25 protein-coding genes, 1 tRNA gene and 1 other RNA gene are annotated in these 25,953 nt (G+C 70.3%); 18 read left to right on the top strand and 9 right to left on the bottom strand.

Features of this window, described 5'->3' with window-relative positions; translation table 11 throughout:
- The first annotated feature begins 4 nt into the window (after window positions 1-4).
- Together map and ppgK are read left to right on the top strand one after the other, a co-directional pair.
- Window positions 5-868 (top strand): type I methionyl aminopeptidase, encoded by an 864-nt coding sequence (gene map / locus IEX31_RS14985; protein WP_188744219.1) that lies wholly within the window; start codon window positions 5-7, stop codon window positions 866-868.
- Window positions 869-902: 34 nt separating this feature from the next.
- Window positions 903-1,658 (top strand): polyphosphate--glucose phosphotransferase, encoded by a 756-nt coding sequence (ppgK, locus tag IEX31_RS14990; RefSeq protein ID WP_188744220.1) that lies wholly within the window; start codon window positions 903-905, stop codon window positions 1,656-1,658.
- Between the two features lie 3 nt (window positions 1,659-1,661).
- Here the strand turns inward: ppgK and rnpB are convergent.
- From rnpB to IEX31_RS15015, 5 genes are all read right to left on the bottom strand, one after another.
- An RNA gene (gene rnpB / locus IEX31_RS14995) (RNase P RNA component class A) lies at window positions 1,662-2,056 on the bottom strand.
- A gap of 63 nt (window positions 2,057-2,119) precedes the next feature.
- Window positions 2,120-2,857: a zinc ribbon domain-containing protein gene (locus IEX31_RS15000; RefSeq protein WP_188744221.1), complete on the bottom strand. Its 738-nt coding sequence runs from the start codon at window positions 2,855-2,857 to the stop codon at window positions 2,120-2,122.
- Window positions 2,858-2,894: 37 nt separating this feature from the next.
- Window positions 2,895-3,689 (bottom strand): Nif3-like dinuclear metal center hexameric protein, encoded by a 795-nt coding sequence (locus IEX31_RS15005; protein WP_373285533.1) that lies wholly within the window; start codon window positions 3,687-3,689, stop codon window positions 2,895-2,897.
- A gap of 173 nt (window positions 3,690-3,862) precedes the next feature.
- Complete coding sequence (locus IEX31_RS15010) at window positions 3,863-4,090, bottom strand: winged helix DNA-binding protein (protein WP_188744223.1); 228 nt, start codon at window positions 4,088-4,090, stop codon at window positions 3,863-3,865.
- 149 nt (window positions 4,091-4,239) lie between these two features.
- Window positions 4,240-4,312, bottom strand: a tRNA-Val gene (locus tag IEX31_RS15015).
- Window positions 4,313-4,364: 52 nt separating this feature from the next.
- On the opposite strand from IEX31_RS15015, the gene IEX31_RS15020 reads away from it, so the two are divergent.
- The gene (locus IEX31_RS15020) at window positions 4,365-5,063 is read left to right on the top strand and encodes a hypothetical protein (protein ID WP_229662398.1); all 699 of its coding nucleotides are present in this window, start codon (window positions 4,365-4,367) and stop codon (window positions 5,061-5,063) included.
- Between the two features lie 23 nt (window positions 5,064-5,086).
- On the opposite strand, the gene IEX31_RS15025 is transcribed toward IEX31_RS15020, so the two are convergent.
- Window positions 5,087-5,542 carry a peroxiredoxin gene (locus IEX31_RS15025; protein WP_188744224.1) on the bottom strand — a complete coding sequence of 152 codons (456 nt, stop codon included), beginning with the start codon at window positions 5,540-5,542 and terminating at the stop codon, window positions 5,087-5,089.
- 172 nt (window positions 5,543-5,714) lie between these two features.
- Between IEX31_RS15025 and aceE the strand changes: the two genes are divergently transcribed.
- The 6 genes from aceE (at window position 5,715) to IEX31_RS15055 (ending at window position 13,364) form a co-directional block, all read left to right on the top strand.
- Window positions 5,715-8,441 carry a pyruvate dehydrogenase (acetyl-transferring), homodimeric type gene (aceE, locus tag IEX31_RS15030; RefSeq protein WP_188744225.1) on the top strand — a complete coding sequence of 909 codons (2,727 nt, stop codon included), beginning with the start codon at window positions 5,715-5,717 and terminating at the stop codon, window positions 8,439-8,441.
- 11 nt (window positions 8,442-8,452) lie between these two features.
- A complete protein-coding gene (locus IEX31_RS15035; RefSeq protein WP_188744226.1) occupies window positions 8,453-9,667 on the top strand; it encodes a PucR family transcriptional regulator in 1,215 nt (404 codons plus the stop codon).
- 101 nt (window positions 9,668-9,768) lie between these two features.
- The gene (locus IEX31_RS15040; protein ID WP_188744227.1) at window positions 9,769-10,692 is read left to right on the top strand and encodes an ACP S-malonyltransferase; all 924 of its coding nucleotides are present in this window, start codon (window positions 9,769-9,771) and stop codon (window positions 10,690-10,692) included.
- Window positions 10,693-10,731: 39 nt separating this feature from the next.
- Window positions 10,732-11,736, top strand: coding sequence for a beta-ketoacyl-ACP synthase III (locus tag IEX31_RS15045; protein ID WP_188744228.1), 1,005 nt, complete (start codon window positions 10,732-10,734; stop codon window positions 11,734-11,736).
- Window positions 11,737-11,801: 65 nt separating this feature from the next.
- Window positions 11,802-12,050, top strand: coding sequence for an acyl carrier protein (locus tag IEX31_RS15050; RefSeq protein ID WP_056731598.1), 249 nt, complete (start codon window positions 11,802-11,804; stop codon window positions 12,048-12,050).
- A 78-nt stretch (window positions 12,051-12,128) separates the two neighbouring features.
- Complete coding sequence (locus tag IEX31_RS15055) at window positions 12,129-13,364, top strand: beta-ketoacyl-[acyl-carrier-protein] synthase family protein (protein WP_188744229.1); 1,236 nt, start codon at window positions 12,129-12,131, stop codon at window positions 13,362-13,364.
- A 154-nt stretch (window positions 13,365-13,518) separates the two neighbouring features.
- Here IEX31_RS15055 and IEX31_RS15060 read toward each other — a convergent pair whose 3' ends face one another.
- Entirely contained in the window at window positions 13,519-14,040 is a 522-nt protein-coding gene (locus tag IEX31_RS15060; protein ID WP_188744230.1) for a DUF3145 domain-containing protein, read from the bottom strand.
- A 215-nt stretch (window positions 14,041-14,255) separates the two neighbouring features.
- Here IEX31_RS15060 and IEX31_RS15065 point away from each other — a divergent pair, with 215 nt between their 5' ends.
- A complete protein-coding gene (locus tag IEX31_RS15065) occupies window positions 14,256-14,912 on the top strand; it encodes a PadR family transcriptional regulator (protein ID WP_229662399.1) in 657 nt (218 codons plus the stop codon).
- Here the strand turns inward: IEX31_RS15065 and IEX31_RS15070 are convergent.
- Window positions 14,891-16,669, bottom strand: a complete 1,779-nt coding sequence (locus tag IEX31_RS15070) for a bifunctional 3'-5' exonuclease/DNA polymerase (RefSeq protein WP_229662400.1) — start codon at window positions 16,667-16,669, stop codon at window positions 14,891-14,893. The two genes, IEX31_RS15065 and IEX31_RS15070, sit on opposite strands and share 22 nt — an antisense overlap.
- A gap of 89 nt (window positions 16,670-16,758) precedes the next feature.
- Between IEX31_RS15070 and IEX31_RS15075 the strand changes: the two genes are divergently transcribed.
- The 4 genes from IEX31_RS15075 (at window position 16,759) to IEX31_RS15090 (ending at window position 21,292) form a co-directional block, all read left to right on the top strand.
- A complete protein-coding gene (locus tag IEX31_RS15075) occupies window positions 16,759-17,565 on the top strand; it encodes a hypothetical protein (protein ID WP_188744232.1) in 807 nt (268 codons plus the stop codon).
- 54 nt (window positions 17,566-17,619) lie between these two features.
- Entirely contained in the window at window positions 17,620-18,090 is a 471-nt protein-coding gene (locus tag IEX31_RS15080; protein ID WP_188744233.1) for an NfeD family protein, read from the top strand.
- A gap of 110 nt (window positions 18,091-18,200) precedes the next feature.
- The gene (locus IEX31_RS15085; RefSeq protein WP_188744234.1) at window positions 18,201-19,658 is read left to right on the top strand and encodes a flotillin family protein; all 1,458 of its coding nucleotides are present in this window, start codon (window positions 18,201-18,203) and stop codon (window positions 19,656-19,658) included.
- 164 nt (window positions 19,659-19,822) lie between these two features.
- Entirely contained in the window at window positions 19,823-21,292 is a 1,470-nt protein-coding gene (locus tag IEX31_RS15090; protein WP_188744235.1) for an FAD-binding oxidoreductase, read from the top strand.
- 3 nt (window positions 21,293-21,295) lie between these two features.
- Here IEX31_RS15090 and pdxR read toward each other — a convergent pair whose 3' ends face one another.
- Entirely contained in the window at window positions 21,296-22,708 is a 1,413-nt protein-coding gene (gene pdxR / locus IEX31_RS15095; RefSeq protein ID WP_229662401.1) for a MocR-like pyridoxine biosynthesis transcription factor PdxR, read from the bottom strand.
- Window positions 22,709-23,111: 403 nt separating this feature from the next.
- Between pdxR and IEX31_RS15100 the strand changes: the two genes are divergently transcribed.
- The 4 genes from IEX31_RS15100 (at window position 23,112) to IEX31_RS15115 (ending at window position 25,884) form a co-directional block, all read left to right on the top strand.
- Entirely contained in the window at window positions 23,112-23,597 is a 486-nt protein-coding gene (locus tag IEX31_RS15100; protein ID WP_188744236.1) for a pyridoxamine 5'-phosphate oxidase family protein, read from the top strand.
- A gap of 34 nt (window positions 23,598-23,631) precedes the next feature.
- A complete protein-coding gene (locus IEX31_RS15105; RefSeq protein ID WP_188744237.1) occupies window positions 23,632-24,225 on the top strand; it encodes a dihydrofolate reductase family protein in 594 nt (197 codons plus the stop codon).
- A 38-nt stretch (window positions 24,226-24,263) separates the two neighbouring features.
- Window positions 24,264-24,839 carry a GNAT family N-acetyltransferase gene (locus tag IEX31_RS15110; RefSeq protein ID WP_188744238.1) on the top strand — a complete coding sequence of 192 codons (576 nt, stop codon included), beginning with the start codon at window positions 24,264-24,266 and terminating at the stop codon, window positions 24,837-24,839.
- A 67-nt stretch (window positions 24,840-24,906) separates the two neighbouring features.
- On the top strand, window positions 24,907-25,884 hold the full coding sequence (locus IEX31_RS15115) for a hypothetical protein (RefSeq protein ID WP_188744239.1): 978 nt from the start codon (window positions 24,907-24,909) through the stop codon (window positions 25,882-25,884).
- The last annotated feature ends 69 nt before the right edge of the window (window positions 25,885-25,953 follow it).

The raw sequence follows: 25,953 nt of genomic DNA on the forward strand, positions 1-25,953 counted from the left end.
TCCTATGCCCAAGGACCATGCCGGCCACCTGATCCCCGGCCGCCTGTCGCCGACCCGCGAGGTGCCGTCCGGCATCACGCGCCCCGAGTACGTCGGCCGCGCCGCGCCGACGCCCAACACGGACGGTGATCGATACAAGGCCGATGAGGTCGAGCGCATCCGCGCGGCCGGACGCATCGCCGCGGGGGCGATCGACGCCGCGGCATCCGCGATCCGCCCCGGGGTCACGACCGACGAGCTCGACCGCATCGCGCACGAGTACGTCGTCGGCCACGGCGCGTACCCGTCGACCCTCGGCTACCGCGGTTACCCGAAGTCGTCGTGCACGTCGGTCAACGAGGTGATCTGCCACGGCATCCCCGACGACACGGTGCTGCAGGACGGCGACCTCGTGAACATCGACGTCACCGCGTACCTCGACGGGTACCACGGCGACCTCAGCCACACGTTCCTCGTCGGCGATGCCGATCCCGAGGCCGCGCTCCTCGTGGAGCGCACCCGCGAGGCGCTCGCGCGGGGCATCCGCGCCGTCGCCCCGGGTCGGCAGGTGAACGTGATCGGTCGCGCCATCGAGGCGTATGCGAAGCGCTTCGGATACGGCGTGGTGCGCGATTACACGGGGCACGGCGTCGGCCGTGCCTTCCACACGGGGCTCATCATCCCCCACTACGACGCACCCGAGTTCGACACCGTCATGGAACCCGGCATGGTCTTCACGATCGAGCCCATGCTGACGCTCGGCGCCGTCACCTGGGACGTGTGGGACGACGACTGGACGGTCGTGACGCGCGACCGCTCGCTCACGGCGCAGTCCGAGCACACCCTCGTCGTCACCGAGCGCGGCGCCGATATCCTGACGCTCCCCTGAGGATCGCGATCAGACGCCGCGATAGTCTGGCGCCATGGCGACTGACCACGCGATCGGCATCGACATCGGCGGCACGGGCATCAAAGGGGCGGTCGTCGACCTCGGCACCGGCGCGCTCGTCACCGAGCGGTTCAAGGTGCGCACGCCCGAGGGCGGCCGTCCCGGTGACATCCTGCGGGCGACCGAAGAGCTGCTCGCGGGCATCGCCGACGAAGCCGACGGCACGAAGCTCCCGCTCGGCCTGTGCTTCCCAGCGGTCGTGAAGCACGGCCGCACGCTGTCGGCGGCGAACATCTCCGACGAGTGGATCGGCCTGCCCGCAGAGGAGCTGTTCGAGCAGACGCTCGGTCGCGAGATCCACTTCATCAATGATGCGGATGCCGCCGGCATCGCCGAACTGCGCTACGGCTCCGTCGCGGGCGTCGACGGGGTCGTGATCCTCACGACCCTCGGCACCGGCATCGGATCGGCGATCATCAACGACGGCGTGCTCGTGCCGAACACCGAGCTCGGGCACCTCGAGCTCGACGGGCACGACGCCGAGCGCAGCGCCGCGTACTCGGCGATGGAACGGGAGTCGTTGAGCTGGGAGCGGTGGACGGAACGGCTGCAGCGGTACTACTCGCACCTCGAGTCCCTCTTCTCCCCCGACCTGTTCGTCGTGGGCGGCGGGGTGTCGAAGCACTCCGAAGTCTTCCTGCCGCTGCTCGACCTGCGCACTCCGATCGTGCCCGCCGTGCACCGCAACAACGCGGGCATCCTGGGCGCCGCGTCGCTCGCGATGCGGTAGCTGCGAGCGGGCCGGCTGATACGCCGGGTTCTGTTCACCGGGCGCTTGCGCGACACCGGCTGGACGGCCATCTCTCTCGGAGCTGCGTTGCCGCAGCCCTCCAGCGGCCTACCCGGGAACGGGACGGGCAGCCCCATCGTTCCCTGTCTGGCCTTGCTCCGGACGAGGTTTACCGAGCCGACCGCGTCACCGCGGCCGCTGGTGGGCTCTTACCCCACCGTTTCACCCTTACCTCGGGCCTGCGCCCGAGGCGGTCTGCTTTCTGTGGCACTGTCTCGCGGGTTGCCCCGGGTGGGTGTTACCCACCGTCCTGCCCTGCGGAGCCCGGACGTTCCTCGGCATCCGCCACCGCGTCAGACGACGCGGCGACCGGATGACGCGACCGTCTTGCCGACCCGCTCGCCCCGCCAGACTACCGCGCGAAGCTGGACCTCCGGTCCATCCGGCGCTCGAGCGCGGCCTCAGATGCCGGACTCCTCGGTACGCACCAGGATGCGGTCGCAGTCAGGGCAGAGCAGCACGTCGTCGTCGGCGGCCCGGCGCACCGTGTCGAGATCGGACCCGGTGAGCGTCATATTGCAGCCTTGGCACGTGCGCTGTCGGAGCAACGCCGCGCCGATGCCGGCGCCGCGCGCGCGACGCTGTTCGTAGAACACCAGAAGGTCGGCCGGCACGCCGCCTGCGACGACGTCCCGGTCCCGCACGGCCGCTTCTCGTTCCTTCGTGAGCCCTGCGGCAGCCTCATCGCGTTCGGCCTCGAGAGCCTCGACCTCGGCTGCGATCGAGGCGCGCTCCTCGTCGATGCCGGCGACGACGCCCTCGGCGTCCTCGACGCGCTGCATGACCACGAGCTCCTGGTCTTCGAGGTCGGAGCGCCGCCGGGCGAGCGAGGCGAGCTCCGACTCCAGCGCGGTGACATCCTTCACCGAGGACGTATGCTGCAGGCGGTCACCGTCGCGGGCGATGCGCGCCTCGACGGTCGCCACGTCCGACTCGAGTCGCTTCAGCTCGGCGCGTGCGCCCTCGAGGGCGCCGACGGCCTCCGCTCTCGTGCCACGGACGGCCGTGTCGCGCCCGGCGAGCTCGGCGAGCGGCGCCGTCTGCGGGAGCGCGCCGAGCCGGTGTGCCAACTGCTGGAGGCGGGTGTCGAGGGACTGCAGCCGGAGCAGTTCCTGCTGGTCGGCGGGGCTTGCCTTCACGTGGTGCTCCTCGTGGGGTCGGAGGGAGAAGTGGAAATCACTGCACGACCTGGAAGTCCCACGGGTCGGTGCGCAACTCGCTCACGTGCACCTCGAGGTCGGGGTGCGCAGCCCGCAGTTGCGCGGCGGCCGCCTCGAGCCAGAGCCATTCGCTGGCCCAGTGCGACACGTCGATGAGCGCGGGTCCGCCGCCGAGGAGCGCCTGTTCGCGGGCTTCGGATGCCGGGTGGTGACGAAGGTCGGCGGTGACGTACACGTCGGACGCGCGTACCACCGGGTCGCCGAGCAGCGAGTCGCCGGCACCGCCGCACACCGCCACCGTCTCGACCGGGTCGTCGAACCCGCCGGAGGCGCGTACACCGGTCGCCGTGGCCGGGAGGATCTCGGCGAGGCGCCGCGCGAGCCGGCCGAGCGTCGTGCGCTCGGCCAACCGGCCCACGCGGCCGAGGCCCAGTCCGGGGTCGGCGCCGGACACGATCGGCCGCGCGTCGACCAGGCCGAGTCGATCGGCGAGGACCGCCGACGTGCCGTGTTCGACCACGTCGGCGTTGGTGTGCGCGGCGACGAGCGCGCAGCGGGCCCGGATGAGGCGCGCCAGCAGGGCCCCCTTGTAGCGGTCCTCCGCGATGGTCGTGACGCCGCGCAGCAGCAGCGGGTGATGGACGATCAGCAGTTCGGCCCGCGCGTCGATCGCCTCGTCGACCGTGCTGCCGACGGCATCGACGGCGAAGCACACGCGTTCGAGCGGGGCGTCCGGATCGCCGGTGACGAGACCGGGTGCGTCCCATGACTCGGCGCCCTCGACCGGCCAGAGTCGATCGATCGTGGACATGACCTCGGCGAGTACGACTGGCACGCGCTCCAGCCTATCGTCGCGGGTGCACGCGACCGCCGTGGCCTGTCACGCGGGCGTCGGCGGGTCGACGCGCCCTTCGAGCTGCGTGATGCACCGGCCCAGGTAGTCGAGGAGGTCGAGGCGCTCGGGTTCGGTGAGGTCGGCGATCATCAGTTCGTCGATCGCGGCGACCCGACCGGATGCCTCGGCGAGAAGCCGCGCGCGAGCTCGGAGCCCGAGATTCCCGGCGTGCGGTGTGGCAACTCGAGGCACGCGTATTGCGGCGCCGTCACCCCGAGCGGTCGCAGCGCCTCGTCCATCCGCACGCGCATGACGGACTGGGCCCGCTTCAGGACGTAGCCGATGACCTCCCCGAGGTCGTCCATGGTTCGACTCATGTCAGTAGCCTGACATTAGATCTGTATGTCAGAGACCTGACACAGAAAGTGACCGAGACGACGTCTCGATCCGACAGAGAGAACTGGAGAACACCAAGAGCCTATGCGCCAATCACGATCCACGACGGGAACTGACCACGGCCGAGCGGTGGGCCCTGCCGGGCTCGAACCGACGACTTCCACGGTGTAAACGTGGCGCTCTACCAACTGAGCTAAAGGCCCCCGCGCCGCGCGGCGCATGCCCATGCTAGCCGAGCCTCCATAGACTCGCGCCATGCAGGTGGTGTCCCGGCATCCGAGCCGCACGGCGGAACCCGAGTACCGTTGGCCGGCGGTCGTGGCGCTGCTCGTCGCCCTCGGACTGTACGCTTTCCTGCCGAACGAGCTCGTCGGCGGGCAGCGGTTCGGCGTGGTCGCCGCAGGCCTCGCCTTCCTCGTGTCGCTGAGCTTCGTGAACCCGCATCGCCTCGTCCACCAGACGCGGTGGTATCGGATGGTCTCGGTCGGGTTCGCGCTCGTCCTCGTGCTCGTGAACCAGGTCGCCCTCGTGATCCTGGTGTACAAGCTCGTCGGAGGACACCACGACGCACCCGAGCTCCTGCTCGCGTCCCTGCAGGTCTGGGTCGCGAACGTCATCGGCTTCGCACTGCTCTACTGGGAGCTCGACCGCGGCGGACCCGTCGTGCGCACGGCGCTGCCGCGGACCGAGATCCCGCCGGCAGACTTCCGGTTCTCGCAGGACGAGGACGCCGATGCCGTCGAGGAGGTCGCGAGGGGCTCCGCGATGGTTCGGGACTGGACGCCGCGATTCGTCGACTACCTCTACACGTCGCTGTCGAACTCTATGGCGTTCAGCGCGAGCGATGCCATGCCGCTGCGGCAGCGGACGAAGCTGCTGATGGGCCTGCAGGCCTTCGGCGGGTTCGTGATCCTCGCGCTCGTGATCGCCCGGTCGGTCGGCATCCTCGCCTGAGGGGCCGACCCCGCGGCATCCATTCACCGCTCGAGCGCCTCGCGGTACTGCTCGAGCGAGCGCGCCTGACCGCGCGGCGTCATGAAGCTCGCTCGGACCAGCCCGTCGGAGCCGATGACGAACGTCGCGCGGCGGGCGACGCCGGCCGCCTCGTCGAACGCGCCGTACGCCGCGGCGACCTCGCCGTGCGGCCAGAAGTCGGCGAGCAGCGCGAAGTCGTACGACTGCGCCTCGCCCCACGCGCGAAGGGTGTGCTTGGAGTCCACCGAGACCGCGACGAGCTGCGTGCCGGCGGTCTCGAACATCGCGAAGTTGTCTCGCAGCTCGCAGAGCTCGCCCTGGCAGATGCCCGAGAACGCCAGCGGGAAGAACACGAGCGTGACGGGCTGCGCAGCGCGGAGCTCCGCGAGCCGCATGGTCTGGCCGAACTGGTTCACGAGGGCGAAATCGGGCGCAACCGCGCCGGGTTCCAGGATCATCTCGGGCTCTCCTCCGGCGTTCGCGGGGCGGTGACGGGGCACCAGCCTAACGCCGACGAGACGGGCATAGAATCACTAGGATGGCGTGGTGCCACGCGACCGTGATCCGGTTTCTGCGTCGTGCGCGCGTCCAACCCCCGCAGACATGATCTGCAGAAGAGAGAGGTCGAGTGTGACTGTCAACGACCAGGACCCCTACTCGGTCGAGGCCATGGACTCCGATCCCGAGGAGACGTCCGAATGGGCCGAATCCCTCGACGCTCTCGTCACCGAGAAGGGGCACCAGCGCGGCCGCGAGATCATGCTGAGCCTGCTGAAGCGCTCGAAGGAGCTGCACCTCGGCGTGCCCATGGTCCCCACGACGGACTACCTCAACACCATCGCAGCCGAGAACGAGCCCGAGTTCCCCGGAGACGAGGAGATCGAGCGTCGCTACCGCGCGTGGATCCGCTGGAACGCGGCGGTCACGGTGCACCGCGCGCAGCGGCCGGGCATCGCGGTCGGCGGCCACATCTCGACGTACGCGTCGTCGGCCTCGCTCTACGAAGTCGGCTTCAACCACTTCTTCCGCGGACACGACCATCCCGGCGGCGGCGACCAGATCTTCATCCAGGGCCACGCCTCCCCCGGCACGTATGCGCGTGCGTTCCTCGAGGGCCGGCTCTCGGCCGACCAGCTCGACGGCTTCCGCCAGGAGAAGTCGCACGCGCCCAACGGGCTCTCGTCGTACCCGCACCCGCGGCTCATGCCCGACTTCTGGCAGTTCCCGACGGTGTCGATGGGCCTCGGGCCGATCAACGCCATCTGGCAGGCACAGCTCAACAAGTACCTGACCAACCGCGGCATCAGGGACGCGTCCGACCAGCACGTGTGGGCCTTCCTCGGCGACGGTGAGATGGACGAGGTCGAGAGCCGCGGCCAGCTGCAGGTCGCCGCGAACGAGGGCCTCGACAACCTGACGTTCGTCATCAACGCGAACCTGCAGCGTCTCGACGGCCCGGTGCGCGGCAACGGCAAGATCATCCAGGAGCTGGAGAGCTTCTTCCGCGGCGCCGGCTGGAACGTCATCAAGGTCGTCTGGGGACGCGAATGGGACGACCTGCTGGCTCGCGACCACGACGGCGCGCTTCGCAACCTCATGAACGTCACGCCCGACGGCGACTACCAGACATACAAGGCCGAGTCCGGCGCGTACGTGCGCGAGAACTTCTTCGGTCGCGACGCGCGCGCGCTCGAGCTCGTCAAGGACCTCACCGACGACCAGGTCTGGGGCCTGAAGCGCGGCGGCCACGACTACCGCAAGGTGTACGCGGCGTTCAAGGCCGCGATGGAGCACGAGGGCCAGCCCACGGTCATCATCGCGAAGACGATCAAGGGCTACGGTCTCGGTCCCGCCTTCGAGGGCCGCAACGCGACCCATCAGATGAAGAAGATGACGCTCGACAACCTGAAGACCTTCAGGGACACGATGCGTATCCCGATCTCCGACGCACAGCTCGAGGAGAACCCCTACCTCCCGCCGTACTACCACCCCGGCGACCAGGACGAGGCCATCCAGTACCTGCACGAGCGCCGTCGCGCGCTCGGCGGGTACCTTCCCGAACGCCGCACGTCGCACGCGGCGATCACCCTGCCCGACGACTCGGCGTACGCGATCGCGAAGAAGGGGTCGGGAACGCAGGAGGTCGCCACCACCATGGCGTTCGTGCGCGTGCTGAAGGACCTCATGCGCTCGAAGGACTTCGGCAATCGCATCGTGCCGATCATCCCCGACGAGGCGCGCACGTTCGGCATGGACGCGTTCTTCCCGAACGCCAAGATCTACAACCCGAACGGCCAGCACTACACCTCGGTCGACCGCGAGCTCCTGCTCGCCTACAAGGAGAGCCCCCAGGGGCAGATCCTGCACGTCGGCATCAACGAGGCGGGCGCGGTCGCCGCGTTCACCGCGGTCGGTACCGCGTACTCCACCGAGGGCGAGCCGCTCATCCCGATCTACGTCTTCTACTCGATGTTCGGGTTCCAGCGCACGGGCGATGCGATCTGGGCCGCCGGCGACCAGATGGCCCGTGGCTTCATGATCGGTGCGACCGCCGGACGCACGACGCTGACAGGCGAGGGTCTCCAGCACGCCGACGGGCATTCGCTGCTGCTCGCCGCCACGAATCCCGCGGTGGTCTCGTACGACCCCGCGTACGGCTACGAGATCGGGCACATCGTGCGCTCGGGCCTCGAGCGGATGTACGGCGGATCGCACCCCGACCCCAACGTCATGTACTACCTCACGGTGTACAACGAGCCCATCGTGCAGCCCGCCGAACCCGAGGGCGTCGACGTCGAGGGCATCGTACGAGGCATCCACCGCATCGCGGACTCGCAGACGCAGGGCCCGAAGGCGCAGCTGCTCGCGTCGGGCGTCGCCGTGCCGTGGGCGCTGGAGGCCAAGCACCTCCTCGAGGCGGACTGGGGCGTCTCGGCCGACGTGTGGTCGGTCACCAGCTGGACCGAGCTGCGCCGCGACGGCATGGCCGCCGACGAACACAACTTCCTGAACCCCGGCGCCGAGCGCCGCACCCCGTACCTCACGCAGAAACTCGAGAGTTCGCAGGGGCCGGTCGTTGCCGTATCGGACTTCATGCACGCGGTGCCCGACCAGATCCGCGCCTACGTGCCGGGCGACTTCGCGACGCTCGGGGCCGACGGCTTCGGCTTCTCCGACACACGCCCGGCGGCCCGCCGGTTCTTCAAGATCGACGGCCCGTCGGTGGCGGTGCGCGCACTCGAGCTCCTCGCGGAACGCGGCGAGGTCGACCGTTCGCTCCCGGCTCAGGCCATCGAGAAGTACCGGCTGCACGACGTGAACGCCGGCAGCACCGGGACGGCCGGCGGCGAGAGCTAGCAGGCGACGAGGTGGCGACGAAGCCCAAGACGAAAGCGGAGACGCTGGCATGGTTGCGCACCATCGCGGGCGAACTGTCGACCCAGACGCTGAAGCGCCTCGAGGACACACTTCCGTGGTACGGCGACATGCCGCCGAGCCGGCGCTCCGCCGTGGGACTCGTCGCACAGGCCGGCATCTCGTCGTTCATCGCGTGGTTCGAGGACCCACGGTCGACGCCGTGGATCGCGGCCGACGTGTTCGGGGCCGCCCCGCGTGAGCTCCTCCGCTCGGTGAGCCTGCAGCAGACGCTGCAGCTCATCCGCGTCACGGTGGAGGTCGTGGAGGATCGCGTCGTGAAGGACGGCGGCGGGCCGCTGCGCGAGGCGATCCTGCTCTACTCGCGCGAGATCGCGTTCGCCGCTGCAGACGTCTACGCGCGCGCCGCCGAAGCGCGGGGGCTCTGGGATGCCCGCCTCGAGGCGCTCGTGGTCGACTCGATCCTCTCGGGCGAGTACGACGACGAACTGCCGAGCCGCATCGCCGCGCTGGGTTGGCACGGCCACGGCGAGGTCGCCGTGCTCGTCGGCACGGCGCCGAAGCAGCTCGATGTCGACCACGTGCGGCGCGCGGCCCGGCACATGCACGCCGACGTGCTCATCGGGGTGCAGGGCAACCGGCTGGTGCTCGTGATCGGTCGCTCCGATCCGCTCGGACGCGAGCCCGAGGAGTCGATCGGCACGTCGCCGGCTCTCACGTTCATGGAGATCGCCACCCAGCTCGAGCCGCACTTCGGCCCCGGTCACCTCGTGCTCGGCCACGAGGTGCCGAACCTCGTCGACGCGTCGAAGAGCGCGAAGGCCGCGCTCGCGGGCTTCGCGGTCGCGCGGTCGTGGCGGCACGCGCCACGCCCCGTGCACGCCGACGACCTGCTGCCCGAGCGTGCGCTCGCGGGCGATCCACTCGCGCGCGCCACACTCGTGCACCGCATCTACCGGCCGCTTCAGGCGCACTCGACCGAGCTGCTGACCACCCTCTGGAGCTACCTCGACAACGGCCGGTCGCTCGAGGCCACTGCCCGCGAGCTGTTCGTGCACCCCAACACGGTGCGGTACCGGTTGAAGCGCGTCTCCGACGTCATCGGCTGGGACGCCACCGGCGCGCGCGAGGCCCTGATCCTGCAGGCCGCGCTCATCATCGGCTCGATGAGCGACTACGAACACACGCCACGGCGCCGCCCGTCGTGATGCGCGCCTCGCGTGCCATGTGGACCACGCACAAGGCTTTCGACGAGAGCTTGTCGTAACGACACACACCCGGACCGACGGGGATTGGCAGGATAGGGAGGGTGATCGTCGTCGTCTGCCCTGGACAGGGCTCGCAGACCCCCGGATTCCTCACCCCGTGGCTCACGGAACCGGCCTACGCCGAGCGGCTCGACGCCCTCTCCGAGGCCGCGGGCGTCGATCTCGCGACCCACGGCACCGTGAGCGACGCCGACACGATCCGCGACACCGCGATCGCCCAGCCGCTCATCGTCGCGGCGGGCCTCATCGCGCTCGGCGGCCTGCTCGCCGACGGCCGCGTCGCGCGGATCGGCGGCATCGCCGGCCACTCGGTCGGCGAGATCACCGCCGCCGCCGGCGCCGGCGTCCTGCAGGAGGACGATGCGATGCACTTCGTCGCCGAACGCGGTCGTGCCATGGCGGATGCCGCGGCGCTCGCGCCGACCGGCATGAGCGCCGTCATCGGCGCCGATGAGCAGGCCCTCCTCGCGCGCCTCGACGAGCTCGGGCTCGAGCCGGCGAACTTCAACGGCGGAGGCCAGATCGTGGTCGCGGGCGCACTCGACGCGCTCGACGCACTGAAGGCCGAGCCCCCGGCGGGCGCCCGGGTCATCCCGCTGCAGGTCGCGGGCGCCTTCCACACCCGGTACATGCAGCCCGCGGTCGAGCGGCTCGCCGCCGTCGCGGCGGAGAACCACGACGTCTCCGACCCCGGGGTGACGCTCTGGACCAACCGCGACGGCAGCCCCGTGGCATCCGGCTCTGCCTTCGTCCACCTGCTCGTCGGGCAGGTCTCCTCCCCCGTGCGCTGGGACCGCTGCATGGAGTCGTTCGCGGACGCGGGCATCACCGGCCTCATCGAGCTCGCTCCGGCGGGCGCCCTCGTCGGCCTCGCCAAGCGCGCACTCAAGGGCGTCCCGGCGGTCGCGGTGAAGACCCCCGACGACCTGCCCGCCGCCATCGAGCTCATCGAGCAGGCCGCCTGATCAGGGGCACGACGAGAGGCACACGAGAGATTGGCGAGCATGACCAGACCCACACTCCAGCAGTCGCACGGCCCCGCCTACACGCGCATCTACGCCGTCGGGGCGGCGCGCGGCGAGAACGCCGTGCCGAACGACGACCTCGTCGGCCCGATCAACTCGTCCGACGAGTGGATCCAGCAGCGCACGGGCATCATCACCCGCACGCGTGCGGGAGCCGACGTGGAGGCGATCGACCTCGCCACGGATGCCGCACGGGAAGCCGTCGAGAAGTCGGGCGTCGCCCCCGAGCTCATCGACCTCGTCATCGTCGCGACCATCTCGAACGTCCAGCAGACGCCCTCGATCGCCGCGGTGGTCGCCGACCGGGTCGGCGCCAACCCGGCTGCGGCCTACGACGAGAACGCCGCGTGCGCGGGATACGCCTACGCGGTCGCCCAGGCCGACGCGCTCATCCGCACGGGCCTTGCGCACTACGCGCTCGTCATCGGCGCCGAGAAGCTCTCGAACGTGGTCGACCCGACCGACCGCTCGATCTCGTTCCTCCTCGGCGACGGCGCGGGCGCCGTGGTCATCGGCCCGAGCGACTTCCCGGGCATCGCCCGCACGATCTGGGGGTCCGACGGGTCGAAGGCCGACACCATCGCCATGAACCACACCCTCACCGAGTTCCGCGAGGGCAGGTCCGAATGGCCGACGCTCCGCCAGGAGGGTCCGGCCGTGTTCCGCTGGGCGGTGTGGGACATGGCGAAGGTCGCGAAGCAGGCGCTGGAGGCGGCGGGCGTGACCAGTGCCGACCTCGCGGCGTTCATCCCCCACCAGGCGAACATGCGCATCATCGACGAGTTCGCGAAGCAGTTGAAGCTGCCCGAATCCGTCGTGATCGCGCGCGACATCGCGACGACCGGCAACACGTCGGCCGCATCGATCCCGCTCGCGACCCACCGGTTGCTGCAGGAGCATCCGGAGCTCTCGGGGGGCCTCGCCCTCCAGATCGGCTTCGGTGCCGGACTCGTGTTCGGCGCCCAAGTGGTGGTTCTTCCCTGAACCGCCGACCATCGTCCATCTAGACTGTGTCTCGGTCAAACGAGACACCCCCAAGGAGAAGAACAATGGCATTGTCCACCGAAGAAGTTCTTGCCGGCCTGGCCGAGCTCATCAACGACGAGACCGGCATCGCGACCGACACGGTTGAGCTGGACAAGTCGTTCACCGATGACCTCGACATCGACTCCATCTCGATGATGACGATCGTCGTCAACGCCGAGGAGAAGTTCGACGTCAAGATCCCCGACGAAGAGGTCAAGAACCTCAAGACCGTGGGCGACGCCGTCGACTTCATCGTCAAGGCCCAGGCCTAGTCGCTGCTCGGGCGGGTCGCACGACGTGCGTGCGGCCCGCCTTCCGCATGACCTTTCCCTCCCACGGAGTGCTCTCGAATGACCAAGAAGATCGTGATCACCGGTGTCGGCGCGACCTCGCCGCTCGGTGGAACCGCCCGCGACAGCTGGAACGCGCTGCTCGCCGGTGAGTCCGGCGCCCGCCACCTCGACCAGGCGTGGGTTACGGAGCTTGAGCTCCCGGTGACGTTCGCCGCCACCGCCAAGGTGGCGGCGGCCGACATCCTGGAGCGCCACGAGCTGAAGCGCCTCGACCCATCGAGCCAGTTCGCGCTCATCGCCGGCCGCGAGGCCTGGGCCGACGCCGGCGCACCCGAGGTCGCTCCCGAGCGACTCGCGGTCGACTGGTCGACGGGCATCGGCGGCGTGTGGACCCTCCTCGACGCCTGGGACACGCTGCGCGAGCGCGGCCCCCGTCGCGTGCTTCCCATGACGGTGCCCATGCTCATGCCGAACGGGCCCGGCGCGGCCATCGGCATGGACCTGCACGCGCGTGCCGGCATCCGCACCGTCGTGTCGGCATGCGCCTCGAGCACCGAGGCACTCGTCAACGCCCACGACCACCTGCAGCGGGGCCTCGCCGACGTCGTCATCGCCGGAGGCTCGGAGGCGGCCATCCACCCGCTCCCGATCGCCGCATTCGCCGCGATGCAGGCACTCTCCCGGCGCAACGACGAGCCCGCCATCGCGTCGCGGCCGTACGACCTCGGCCGCGACGGCTTCGTCCTCGGCGAGGGCGCTGCGGCGCTCGTCATCGAGACCGAGGAGCACGCCAAGGCGCGCGGTGCCCGTATCTACGCCGAGCTGCTCGGCGGTGCGGTCACGAGCGACGCCTACCACATCACCGCACCCGACCCCGAGGGCTCGGCCGCCGCGCGCGCGATGAAGCAGGCCATCGAGGGCGCCGGGGCCGCGCTCAGCGACGTGGCGCACGTGAACGCTCACGCGACGAGCACACCCGTCGGCGACATCGCCGAGTACAACGCGCTGCGCCGGGTGTTCGGCGACGCGCTCGACGGCGTCCCCGTCACCGCCACGAAGGCGTCGACCGGGCACCTGCTCGGCGGCGCCGGGGCCATCGAGGCGCTCTTCACGGTGATGGCGCTCCACGAGCGCACCATGCCGCCCACCATCAACCTCACGGAGCAGGACCCCGAGATCCCGCTCGATGTCGTCACGTCGCCGCGCGCGCTGGGCGACGGCGACCTCATCGCGATCTCGAACTCGTTCGGCTTCGGCGGGCACAACGCGGTGGCGGCATTCCGCACGGCCTGAGCGGGCTCGGACCCGCGGTCCGTCCGCGCATGAGAAGCCCCGGTCGCCTGAGGCGCCGGGGTCTTCTCCATCGCGGGCCCGCGGTTTCGGTCGTGCGTCGCCGGGAACGGGTCATCCGACCTCGCGTCGCGCCACAACGGGCCCGCGCTCCCGCTCAGCCCACCTGGTGCAACCAGACGACCGGAGCGAAGTCACTCGCGTGGCGGAACGGCTCGAGCTCGTCGTCCCACGCCTGTCCGAGCGCGAGGCGCAGTTCGCGGTGCAGCTCGACGGCGTCGAGGCCCGCGAGCTCCATGGCGTAGCGGATGCGGTCCTCGGGCACGACCATGTTGCCGGCGGTATCGGTCTGCGCGAAGAACACGCCGAGTTCGGGCGTGTGCATCCAGCGGGCGCCGTCGGATCCCGGAGTGGGGTCCTCGCTCACCTCGAAGCGGAGCTGCTCCCAGCCGCGAAGGGCGGACGCGAGCTTCGCTCCGGTGCCGGGCGGGCCCTCCCAGTAGAACTCGGCGCGCATGAGTCCGCGATACACCGGCTGGTCTGCCCAGTCGAAGTTCACGGCACTCCCCAGCGCGCGTCCGGCCGCCCATTCCACATGCGGACACAGCGCCTTGGGCGAGGAGTGCACGAACAGCACACCTCGCGCGGCGCGCACGGCCCGCGAGACCTTCTCCGCCATCTCCGTTCTCCGTTCTCGAGGTGCGTCTTCCCCTACGACCTCGGAACCACCGGACAGGCGGGTGTTCGATTGTGGACGGCGAGCCGCCATGGTCGAGTATGCCGCGGATCCGGGGCCAAGACAAGACGAACACGCGTGCGCGGAGTTCGGCGCTGCCGCGGACGGGGTCGAACCATATACTGAGTGAATCGTTCTTCATCCCGGTCGGAGGCCCAATGGCTGTGCGCGACGCACTCCTCGCACTGCTGACCGCCGGAGCTGCCTACGGCTTCCAGTTGCACGGCGGCCTGGCCGCGCGCACCGGCGGCCGGCGGGCCGTCAACGTTGGCCAGACCTACGCCACGCTCGAGCGGCTGACGAAGCAGGGCCTCGTCGAGCCCGCAGGCACCACCGACGACGGCCTGCCGCTGCATCGGCTCACGGACGCGGGACATGCCGCGGCCCGGTCGTGGCTCGGGGGCGCGGATGCCGCGGGCGCCGACGCGTGGGACGAGACCGTCGATCGTGTGCTCATCGCCCGGTCGCTGCCTCAGTGGGATTCTGCCGCCGTCGTGGCCGCCGAGCGCGGCAGGTGGGAGGAACGGCGAGCCGAGGCATCCGTCGCCGCTCGCGCGACGCCCACGCCGGCCGACGACGCATCGGGATCCGACGCCGGTGAGGCGGCGCTCGCCCGGCTCGCGGCGGGCGCCGAGGCCGCCCGTGCCGAGGCGGCGCTCGCGTGGCTCGACGCCGTGACGGGCGCCGAGCGGCTCGCGTTCGCGCCCCGCGCCGAGCGACCGAAGCGGGGCCGGCGACCCGGCCGCGCCACCGGTGCGACCTTCGATGCCGATGCCGACCCCGGTGGCGCCTATCAGCCGTCGGCCATGGCGTAGCTGTCGACGATCGCGAGGTCGAGCGGGAACTCCACCGGGAAGCCGCCGAACAGCAGGGTGCCCGCCTCGCGCGCTGCCGCCTCGACGGCCGCGGCCACGTCGTCGGCGACCTCGCGCGGCGTGTGCACGATGATCTCGTCGTGCAGGAAGTACACGAGGTGGGGGGTACGTGAGAACACGGGGCCGGATGCCGCGGCCGTCGGCGTCTCGGCCGTGACGCGTGCGGCGATCTCGTCGAGCCGGGCGCGGAGCCCCGCCATCCAGCACAGCGACCACTCCGCCGCGCTGCCCTGCACGACGAAGTTGCGCGTGAACCGGCCCCAGTCGCGGGCCGTCGAGCGGGCGCGGCGCTCGTCGGCCACGGTCGCCTCGGGCTCGCTCGCCCGCGCCTGCACGGCGCGCCACTCGGCCGACGGCAGCGGTGAGGACCTGCCGAGGAGCGTCGTCACCGTGCCGCCCCGCTCCCCCTCGCGCGCCGCGCGATCGACGAGCGCCATCGCGCGCGGGTACGACCGGGCGAGGCGCGGCACGAGACGCCCGCTCTCGCCGGTCGTCGCGCCGTACATCGCGCCGAGGATGGCATACTTCGCCTCCTCTCGCGTGGCCACCACGCCCGCGTCGACGAGTCCGCGGTAGAAGTCGAGGCCACGGCTGGCCGTCGCGATCTCCTCGTCGCGCGCCATGCCGGCGAGCACGCGAGGCTCGAGCTGCGCCGCGTCGGCCACCACGAGCGTCCACCCGGGGTCGGCCACCACCGCGCTCCTGACGTTCTTCGGCAGCTGCAGCGCACCACCGCCCGCGGTGGCCCAGCGCCCGGTGGCCGTGCCGCCCGGCACGTACTCGGGCCGGAAGCGTCCGTCGACGACCCATTCGTCGAGCCACGCCCACCCGTTCGCGCTCAGCAGCCGGGCGAGCCTCTTGTACTCGAGGAGCGGTTCGATCGCAGGATGCTCGTGCTCGCGCAGCTCCCACTTCGCCGTCGAGTCGGCCTGGATGCCGGCGCGACGCAGGGCACGCAGCAGGTCGGCCTGCGAGTCCAGGTTCACGGATGCCGCATCGAGCGCCTCCCGCACCTGCGCCGCGAGCGCCTCCATGCGCTCGGGCTTCCGGCCGGACGCCGGGCGTGCGCCGAGCTCGGCCGCGAGCACCTCTTCGTGCACGGCGCGATGCCACGGCAGGCCTGCCGTGTGCAGCTCAGCGGCGATGAGCGCACCGGCGGACTCCGCGGCGAGCAGCAATCGAAGCGCGCCGGGATCGGAACTCTCGGCGACGAGCGCGTCCTGGCGTGCGAGCTCCGCGATCTGGGCGTCGACGTCGACGAGGCGCGTCGCCTGCGCGTCCGTGGCGACCACTTCGGCCGCGTCGAACTCGTCGAGGTCGAACAGCGTGCTGTGGGTCGTCGGCGGCGGAGCCGCCGGACTTGCCTCCGCGCCGGCCTCGGCCGGCCCGGGGGGCATCCACGAAGGCCGCCGGTTGCGGCCGTGCTCGCGCGCCCGCGCCGTGAAGGTGGAGCGGTCGAGGATCGCGGCGGCGAGTCGGAGGTCTCGGCAACGCTGCACCCTGACTCCCGCTTCGAGGAGCGCCGGGTACCACTCGCGCGTGTCGACCCAGACCCAACGCGGATGGCCGGATGCCTCGAGCCCATGCACGACGCGGGGCAGCTCGTGGCGCGCGACCAGCGCGAGCGTCTCAGCCGGATGCGCCGGGTCGACGAGCCGGACGAGGCCGCGCTCCCCCTGCCCGACGACGATTCGCACGCGTCCATTCTCGCGTCCGCCGCCGACAGTGTCGGCGGCACCGGTCACCATGGACCCATGGACCGACCCGAGGCGCGACGATGGTCGCGGTGACCTTTCGATGCGGCCACGGCGCCGAAGCCGGCGATCCCGGTGTCGTCGCCCTCCGCCGCCCGTGCCCGCTCTGCATGCTGCTCGACGAGACCCGTCGCACGCGCGCCGAGCTGCTGCGCCGCGTCGCGCCGCCGCATCGCTCGGCGCTCGCCCGCGAGACGCGCGTCGGAGCAGCGTACGAGTGGCAGTGCCCGCGCGGCCACGACCGCTACCCGGCTACCGTTCGTGAGGTGCTGACGGGCACCGGCTGCGCGAAGTGCCGGGCGAGCGCCGTCGCTCCCGCCGCACTGCGCGAGGCGGGCGTCGCCTTCATGAAGCCGGGCCTGCACACGCGCACATCGCACACCGAGCAACGCCTCAAGACACTGCTAGGCGAACGGGTCCGCCTCAATCATCGCGTGAACGCCATCCACATCGCGCGCACGTTCTACGGTCGCCGCGAGGTCTGGCCCGACGTCATCGTGCCGCAACTCCGCATCGCCGTCGAGTACGACGACCCCGGTCGATCACGACGGGCGCACCAGGGCCTGAAGGAGGCATCCGACCTCGACAAAGACGACGCGCTACGCGAGGTCGGGTGGGAGGTCATCCGCATCCGAGCCGGCGGACTCGGGCCCGTCGGCCGGCACAGCATCGTGTGCCGCCGGCTCGCCCCGGCGGTCGTCGACGAGGTGGTGGAGCGGATGCGCCGCATCCGCGGCGACGCGGCCGTCGATGCGATCGCGCTGGGACATCCGGCGGCGTCGGCGAGCGCGCGCGATCATCGTGAGACCACGGATGCGCCCGCCGCCCCGCCCCGATAGGGTTGGTCCGTCCGCGTGCCACCACGGCTCCCCCCACGCGCGGAGAGGCCGCCAGTGCTCCTTCCGTTCCTCATCGTCGGAGGGGTCGGTCTCGTGCTGCTCCTCATCTCGCTCGTCCTCGGTGACATCTTCGACCACTTCGAGGTCGGCGACGGCGCGATCTCGGGCACGGCCCTTGCGGTCGGGTTGGTCGTCTTCGGCGCCTCGGGAGCGCTGACGGCCAGCGGCGGACTCGACGTCGTGTGGGCGTACGCGCTCTCGGTTGTGCTCGCGGTCGTGGGCTACGTGCTGAGCGTCCTCGTGGTGCGCAACCTCAGCCGCAGCTCCGACGGCGTGCCGCTGTCGGCCGTTGGGCTCACCGGGGTCGCAAGGTCCGACATCTCCACGTCGGGCGGCGAGGTCAGTCTCGACGGCCCGGGCGAGGTCGAGCGTCGCATCGCCTACTCCGACGCCTTCATCGCCGAAGGATCGCGGGTCCGCGTCGTCGAACACGCGGGCACGCGCGTCAAGGTCACCGCGGACTGATTCGCGCACCGGCGTCGCGCTCGGTCGTATTCGACCGACACGTCGCCCATGCTCGGCCCCTCACGCAGTCAGCTCCCGCCCCTTCCAATCGAACCTCCTGAAAGGACCCCATGCTCTCCACCGAAGTCATCCAGGTGATCGCCGTCGTCGCGATCGCCCTCGCGCTGCTCTCACTGCTCGTGTTCTTCGCGCGGCGGATCCGCCGCGTGCCGCCGAACGAGGCGCTCGTCATCGTCGGCCGGGGTGCCGGGCGCCCCGCCCCGGGTGAAGCGACGATCGGGCAGCGCGTCGTCATCGGGGGCCGCACCTTCGTGTGGCCGATACTGCAACAGGGCTTCCCGATCTCGCTGGAACAGCGGCAGATCGGCATCACCGTCGAGGGCGTCGACAAGAACCGCATCAAGATCGCCATCAAGGCGTCGATCAACTTCAAGGTGAGCGGCACCGAAGAGGGCGTGCGCCGCGCGGCGCAGCGGTTCCTCTCGCAGCAGGACGCGCTCACCGAGATCATCAAGGAATCGCTCGAAGGGTCGCTGCGATCGATCATCGGCGACATGACGATCGAGCAGATCATCTCCGACCGCAAGGGACTCTCCGACCGGGTCGTCGCCGAGACGAAGACCGACCTCGTCGAGCAGGGCCTGCAGGTCGATCTCCTCAACATCTCCGACATCTCCACGCCGGGCAGCGACTACCTCGCGAACCTCGGCCGTGCCGAGGCGGCTCGCGCTCGCCAGGTCGCCGAGGTCAGCGAGGCGGAGGCGGCACGGGCGAGCGAGTTCGCCCGCATCGAGGCGGCCGAGCAGATCGCCGAGCGCCAGAAGGCCCTGAGCCTGAAGCAGGCCGCGATCAAGGCCGAGACCGACCGCGCCAACGCCGAGGCGGACGCCGCCGGGCAGCTCGCGAAGGCGGAGCAGGACAAGCTCGTCGCCGTGCAGGAGCGGGACGCCCTCTCCGAGCAGGCACTCGTGACCCAAGAGCGGCTCGACATCGAGATCCGCAAGCCCGCCGAGGCCGAAGCGTACGCCGAGGTGCAGCGCGCCACAGCAAAGCGCGACGCCGCGAACGCGTCCACCGAGGCCGAGGCCTACAAGCGCACGAAGATCGCCGAGGCGAACAAGGTGGCCGCTGTGCAGGACGCCGAGGCCGCCGCCACCGCCGTGCGCGTCTCGGGTGAGGCAGAGCGCGACCGGCAGGTGGCCCTCGCCGCCGGCATCGAGGCGGAGGGTGAAGCGCGCGCCACCGCCGTGCAGGCTGAGGGCCTCGCAGATGCCGCCGCGACCGACGCGAAGGCCGAGGCGCTGAAGAAGTACGGCGAGGCCGCCCTCGCCCAGGAGATCATCTCGCGCCTGCCCGAGATCGTGCGCGCCGCCGCCGATCCGATCTCGAACATCAAGACCCTCACGGTCGTCTCGACCGACGGCGCGAGCGCCGTGACGAAGACCGTCGGCCAGGTGCTCGGCGAGGGCACGGAGGTCGTGAAGTCCCTCACCGGGCTCGACGTGGGCGCAATACTCTCGGGTCTGGCGGGCGGTCAGTTCGTGCCGGCGGAGGTCGCGAAGGACTGAGCGGAACCGCAGACCCGGGCCCACGCCATCTTGGTATGCGATTCGGGCACACTCTTGGCTCTGTCGAGACGGGCCGAGCGAGGCGTACGGTAGGACCTCTCCGACGCTGAGAGGTCGCGATCGCATCGTGCACGCGATCGCATCGTGCACCGGAAGGGCGACCCATGCGCAAGATCGGGCTCCAAGTCAGCGCGACCACCGCGCAATGGGATCGGCTTGGCGCCGCCATCGACGGCGACCTCCTGCGTCCGTCGGATCGGGATTACTCTCGCTTGGCGCGGTGGCCCCTGCAGACCGACGACCCCAGCCTGCCGGCGTCGATCGCGCGCTGCACCAGCCCCGACGACGTAGCTGCCGTGCTCCGCTTCGTCAACGAGCGAGGACTTCCGTTCGCCGTGCGGAGCGGTGGGCACAGTTTCGCGGGCCATTCGCGGACCACCGGGGTACTGATCGACACCTCCCTCCTGAACCGTGTGCAGGTGCACGGGACCACGGCAACAGTGGGCTCCGGTGCGCGACTCGCCGACGTCTACCACGCCCTCCACAAGAGCGGCCTGGCAATCCCCGCCGGGTGCGGCCCGACAGTGGGCATCGCGGGCCTCACGCTCGGTGGCGGGCTCGGCATACTCGGGCGAGCTCGAGGGCTGACCTGCGATGCGTTGACGGGCGCGGAGGTCGTGCTCGCGGATGGAACGGTGATCCGGTGCGACCGCGACCGGGACCAAGACCTGTTCTGGGCCCTTCGCGGTGCCGGGTCCGGCAGCTTCGGCGTCGTCACCCGACTGACGTTCGGCGCGAGCAGCGAGCCACGCGCCAGTGCGTTCCACCTCGGGTGGCGGGGTGAATCAGCCCCGAACCTGATCGACAGCTGGCAACGTTGGTTGCCGCATGCGCCCGACGAGATCGCGCCGGCCCTGCAACTGGCCGTTCCGGCGCGCATCGACCTGCCAGTCCACCTGCGCATACTCGGAGCGGTGACCGGAGGGGACGCCCAGCGCAGAGCTCAGCTGCGTGACGTGGCCACGTCATTGGGAGCGCCACCGCAGTCGCAGCACGTCGAGCACGGCACTCTATCCAGGGTGAAGGGCCGCCTCAGCGACATCGGGGCAGCTCTCGAAGCAGCCTCTGGCACGGCACCCGGTGGCCGGACCTGGGCCCGGTCGCTCTTCGTCGATACCGCCCTGGAGCGTGAGGTCGTCGAACGTCTCGTCGAGGCGACGGTCGGGTACCGCAGGGAGGGCGAGGCTCGCGAATTGGATCTGACGCCGATGGGCGGCGCGTACAACCGCCAGGCACCCGACGCCACCGCGTTCGTGCATCGTGGCGACCTCTTCCTGCTGAAGTACTCGGTGAGCCTCGATGATCCCGACGGGCACCGGCAGGCGCGCGAATGGCTGGATTCGGTGACCGCAATCGTGGCTCCGCACGCCACAGGGAGGGCCTACCAGAATTTCGCCGACCCCGATCTTCCCGATCCCCTGAACGCCTACTACGGCACGAACCTACCCCGATTGATCGAGGTGAAGGCAGCGTACGACCCCGGTGACCTCTTCCGCCACGACCAGTCCATTCACCCTGAGGTCCGCCCGCACCGCCCGCACCGCGCAGGGAGCCAGCACGTGACGCATGCCTGATCGTCACCCTCGCAGACACTCCACCAGTCGGTGGATCGCCGGCGGAATATCGTCGCCCGCGATGGCTCCGAAGCCAAGCACCACGCCGGGTTGCGGCTCGCTGAACTGGTAGGTGCGGTGCAGGAGGGAGAGCTGCAGCCCCCGCTCGAGCGCGCGCTCCATCAGTATCTCGTCGCTGGGTGCGTCGGGGGTCATCGCAGTGATGTGCAGGCCGGCATCGGACGGGAGCGCGGTGAGCAACCCGATCGGTGCCTCCGACAGCGCTGCACGAAGCATCCGATATCGCGTCGCGTACTCGCGGCGCGCCCGGCGAAGGTGCCGGTCGAGGGCGCCGCTCTCGATGAAGCTTCCCATCGCGGCCGCCGTCGCCGCCGGGGGCACGAAATCGACTGCGCGACGCACGGCCGTCACGGCCGGGACGAGTCCGATCGGAAGCACGGCGAATCCCAGGCGCAACGCGGGGCTGAGAACCTTGCTGAACGTTCCGACGTACACCACTCTGCCGTCGCCGTCCAATCGCTGCAGCGGCTCGAGCGGCCGCGAGCTGTAGCGGAACTCGCTGTCGTAGTCGTCCTCGATGATCCCGGCGTCGCGCCGACGTGCCCAGCGCAACAGCGCGTGTCTCCGTTCCCGGCTCAGCACCGCACCGAGTGGGTACTGATGCGACGGCGTGACGTACACCAGCCGCGCATTCTCCGGTATCGCGTCGACGACGATGCCGTTGCGGTCGACCGGAACGCCGACGACGTCTGCTCCCGCGAGCCGCAGGAGCGCGATGACGGGCGGATAGCCGGGTTCCTCGACGGCCGCGACATCCCCGGGCGAGAGCAGGGTACGGGCGACCAGGTCGATCGCGTGTGCAGCGCCGCGCGTGATGACGATCTGCTCCGGACGTGCCGCAACCGCACGCGAGCGGGCAACCCAGTGGGCGAGCGCGGCACGGACCTCGCCGTCTCCGGCGGGATCCCCATACCGGCCGAGCCGATCTGCCAGCGACGTGAGCGCACGGTTCATGCTGCGCTTCCATTCGGCCAGCGGGAACAGCCGGTGGTCCACCCGGCCGGCCGTGAGGTCGTAGCGCGCACTCGACAGGCCGCTCTCATATCGACCGATCGCGGCCGCAAGCGGCGTCGCCCTCAATGCCGTCGACGTCCAGTGGGGGTCGTCACCGGCCCGGGTGTCGAGCACGATGCTGCCGCCGCCACGCCTCCCTTCGACGTACCCCTCCGCGACCAGCCGCATGTATGCACCGGTGACGGTCGAGCGGGACACACCGAGATCCGCGGCAACCGCACGAGTCGGCATCAAGCGCGTCCCGGGCACGAGTCGGCCGCTGGCGATGGCTTCGGCCAATTGGTCGTAGAGCTGATCGCTCATGCTGCGATCGCGGGTCGAATCCAGGAAGAGCTGCATCATCCGCCAGTTCTCTTTGGTCGGGCAAGAACGCGTTGACAGGGCTCAGTCAGCCTACCCAAGTCGTCGATCGAACGGGATCACGAGCGGACCGACGGTGCGCAGCCGGGCTTGGTCCGGCCGAAACGGGGGAGCTTGGACCTGTCGGAACCGCGGAGTCTCTTCGTATGGTCGACGGACGGAGGAGATGCGGTGCGATCTGGGTGCCCGACCACCTGCAGCAAGTCGATCCGACCGCGACCGCTGGATTGGAGTCCACCGCGAATCCGCGCACGTGCAGGAGTGCATCGAGGTGGTCGAGAGCGTCGTCGACGCCTGCGCGAACGTGCCGTTCCTGCGCCAGAAGCCGCCGGAGCGAGGTGATCAGTGGACCATGGCGGGATGAAGTCCTGGAGGGGAGAAGGAAATGAGACGAGAAGATGTCGCCGAGGTGTTGAATCGACCGATTTCCCGGGAGCTCCTGGAGTCCTCGATCCCCGCCCGATTGTCGTACATCGGCGTCGACGGCGCGCCCCGGGTCATCCCGATCGCCTTCCTGTGGCACCGCGAGCGTCTGGTCATGGCCACCGCGCCGACCTCGCCGAAGGCTCGAGCACTGCGACGGAACCCACGAGTGGCGCTCACCATCGACACCCAGGACCGATGGCCACCCCATGCCCTGCTGATCCGTGGCTCGGCGAGCACCGAGGTGGTCGACGAGATACCGGACGCCTACATCGAGGCATCCCGGAAGCTGATCCCACCCGCGGACTTCGCGACGTGGGAGCAGGGGGTGCGCGATCTCTACGATGGGATGACCGTCATCACCGTCGTGCCCGACTGGGCGAAGTTGCTGGACTTCGAGACCACAGTCCCCCAAGCGGTCGAGGACCTCGTCGCCGGAAGGCACTGAGCAGCGACCTGGTTCCTCAGGGAGGAGCAATGTGATGGCGAGAGTCGTCATGCAGGCTGTGGTTTCGGTGGACGGATACATCGCCTACACCGACGACACGGTAGGACCGCTGTTCGATTGGTATGGAAACGGCGACGTGACGATCCATGCCAACGACACGTGGCAGTTCCATGTCAGCCGCGCCTCCGCGGACTACGTGCAGCCCTTGTGGGACGCCATCAAGGTCACCGTGATCGGCCGTCATCTCTTCGACACCACCGATGGCTGGGCTGGCGTGCCCGCCGCCGGGGACGAGCTGGTCGTGGTCACGCATCGACCGCTGCCGGAGGAGTGGCGCACCAGGTTCCCCGACGCACCGTTCCACACCGCCGGCTCCGTCGCGGCCGCCATCGCCCTCGCCAAGGACCTGGCCGGCGACGGTCTGATCTGCGTGACCGCGGGCGACGTCGGCGGACAGGCGTTCTCCGCAGGGCTCGTCGACGAGGTGGCGATGGACGTCGCCCCCGTGGTCATAGGCGAAGGCGTTCGGTTCTTCGGCAGCCACACCGGCCCCGTTCTCCTCGACGATCCCGATGTGGTGGTCCAGGGCGACCGCGTGCTCCACCTGCACTACACCGTCAAACGCTGACCGTAGCCGTCGTCGGCGGCTGGTGGCATCGTGGAGATATGGCGATCGAGGTGCGCCCAGCGTGGGTGTTCGGCGACGTGCGAACGATGGTGGGGCCCAAGCGGCCCGATGCGAACGTGTGCTGGTGCCTGAGCTATCGGCTCACGTCGTCGATGGAGAATCGCTCGCTCCGTGGGCCTGAGCGCGGCGAGCGTGTCGAGCGGCTCGTCCGAGAGGACCCGCCGCCCGGTGTCCTCGCGTACGACGGTGACGAGGTCGTCGGTTGGGCCGGCGTCCACCCACGGGCCGACACGAGTTTCGCGACGAACCGCCGCATCCCGCACGTCGACGACCTCGATGTCTGGTCGGTGTGGTGCATCCGGGTGCGCCCTGGCCATCGCGGCGAAGGCATCTCGCATCACCTCCTCGCTGGCGCCGTCGAGTTCGCGCGCGCTCACGACGCTCCCGCGATCGAGGGCTACCCCGTCGACAACCGGGGCCGGAAGGTGGACCTCACGATGGCCTACGTCGGCACGCGCAAGCTGTTCGAGGAGGCGGGTTTCAGCAAGGCGGCAGACACGGAATCCGTGCTGAACGGCTTCCCGCGCGTGGTCATGCGGCTCGACCTGCGGTGAGAGGCCACCGGGACACGAGTCGAGTCAACCACTGGCCCCCGTCGGTGGCATCCGACAGCATGGGCGCATGGAACTCATGGACTGGCTCCTCGACTCCGACCCCTCCATCCGTTGGCAGGTGATGCGCGACCTCCTCGACGAACCGGCCGATGCCGTCGCCGCCGAGCGCGCGCTGATCGCGACCGAGGGGTGGGGCGCGCGTCTTCTCGCCCTGCAAGACGAGCGCGGCTACTGGGGCGGCGACGAATACGGCATGCACGGTGAGCGCACGAGCACCACGTGGACATTGCACCTGCTCCGTCGGCTCGGCATCGATCCTTATGCCCCCGAGACGCGAGCGGTCATCGAGCGCGTGCGCGACGGCGTCACCTGGCGGGAGTTCGACGACCTGCCGTACTTCCACGGCGAGGTGGAGGAGTGCATCAACGGCGGCGTGCTGGCGCTCGCGGCGTATTTCGGCGAACTGGGCAAGGGCAGCGACCGTATCATCGAGCGACTCCTCGGCGAGCGGCTCCCCGACGGCGGATGGAACTGCGACCCGATCGAGGAGTCGCAGGTGTCCTCGTTCGACAGCACACTCTGCGTGCTCGAGGGGCTGCTCGCGTATGAGCGGACGTCCGGCACCGCCGGCGGCCCGAGCCCCGAAGAGAAGGCGGCCGTGCGCGAAGCCCGCCACAGAGGCGAGGAGTACCTGCTCGAACGTAGCCTGTTCAAGCGTCGGTCGACCGGCCAGGTGGCGAACGAGCGCTACCTGTCACTCGCATTCCCGCCGTACTGGTTCTACGATGTGCTGCGCGCACTCGATCACTTCCGCGAGGTCGGCGGATGGCCCGACCCGAGGCTCGCCGACGCGATCGCCGTCGTGCTCGAGCAGCGCGGCGACGACGGGCGCTGGCCGGCTTCGGCGCCCAGGCGCGGCGAGGTGCACTTCGCGGTCGAAGCACCCGAGGGTGAGCCCAGCCGCTGGAACACGCTCCGGGCACTGCGCGTGCTGCGCTGGTACGAGGGCGATGCAGCCGGTGCGGCAGACGTTCCGCAGACCTAGCCCGTGAGACCCGCGTCGGCGCCGCCTACGACTGGCAGTGCCCGCGCGGCCACGACCGGTACGCCGCGA

It is taken from the genome of Agromyces bauzanensis (genome assembly GCF_014645655.1).
Lineage (GTDB): Bacteria > Actinomycetota > Actinomycetes > Actinomycetales > Microbacteriaceae > Agromyces > Agromyces bauzanensis.